This is a genomic window from Myxococcus llanfairpwllgwyngyllgogerychwyrndrobwllllantysiliogogogochensis, assembly GCF_006636215.1.
Taxonomy (GTDB): domain Bacteria; phylum Myxococcota; class Myxococcia; order Myxococcales; family Myxococcaceae; genus Myxococcus; species Myxococcus llanfairpwllgwyngyllgogerychwyrndrobwllllantysiliogogogochensis.
Genome location: NZ_VIFM01001000.1, coordinates 1 through 388 on the forward strand (window position 1 = coordinate 1; position 388 = coordinate 388).

At 58.2% G+C, this 388-nt stretch carries 1 protein-coding gene; it reads right to left on the minus strand.

The genetic code is table 11. The annotated features are described in order from the left end of the window. Positions 1-388, minus strand: a 388-nt coding sequence (gene glnL / locus FJV41_RS56595; protein ID WP_281291696.1) for a nitrogen regulation protein NR(II), incomplete at both ends; no start/stop codon positions are given.

Here is a 388-nt window from a genome sequence, read left to right on the forward strand (position 1 = left end):
GCTGGAAAGCGGTGCGGGTGCGAAGAATAATTTCGCCCCCTTCCGGCCCCAGAGCCTGCAGCGCATTACGGACGATGTTCAGCAACACCTGTTCAATTTGATCCGGGTCGTGGGGTAGCTCTGGTAGGCTGGGGTCGTAATCGCGGATCAACTTCACGTTGTCCGGCAACTCCATGGAAACCAGTTTAACTACCCGTTCGGCGACTTTGTGGATGCTTTCGGTAACGTGCATGCCCGGATGCTGTGGTCCGAGCAGGCGGTCGACCAGATTTCTTAGCCGGTCGGCCTGCTCAATGATCACTTTGGTATATTCCGTTAGCGCCGGGTCGGGCAGCGCTTTGCTGAGCAGCTGGGCCGCGCCGCGCAGGCCGCCTAACGGGTTTTTTAT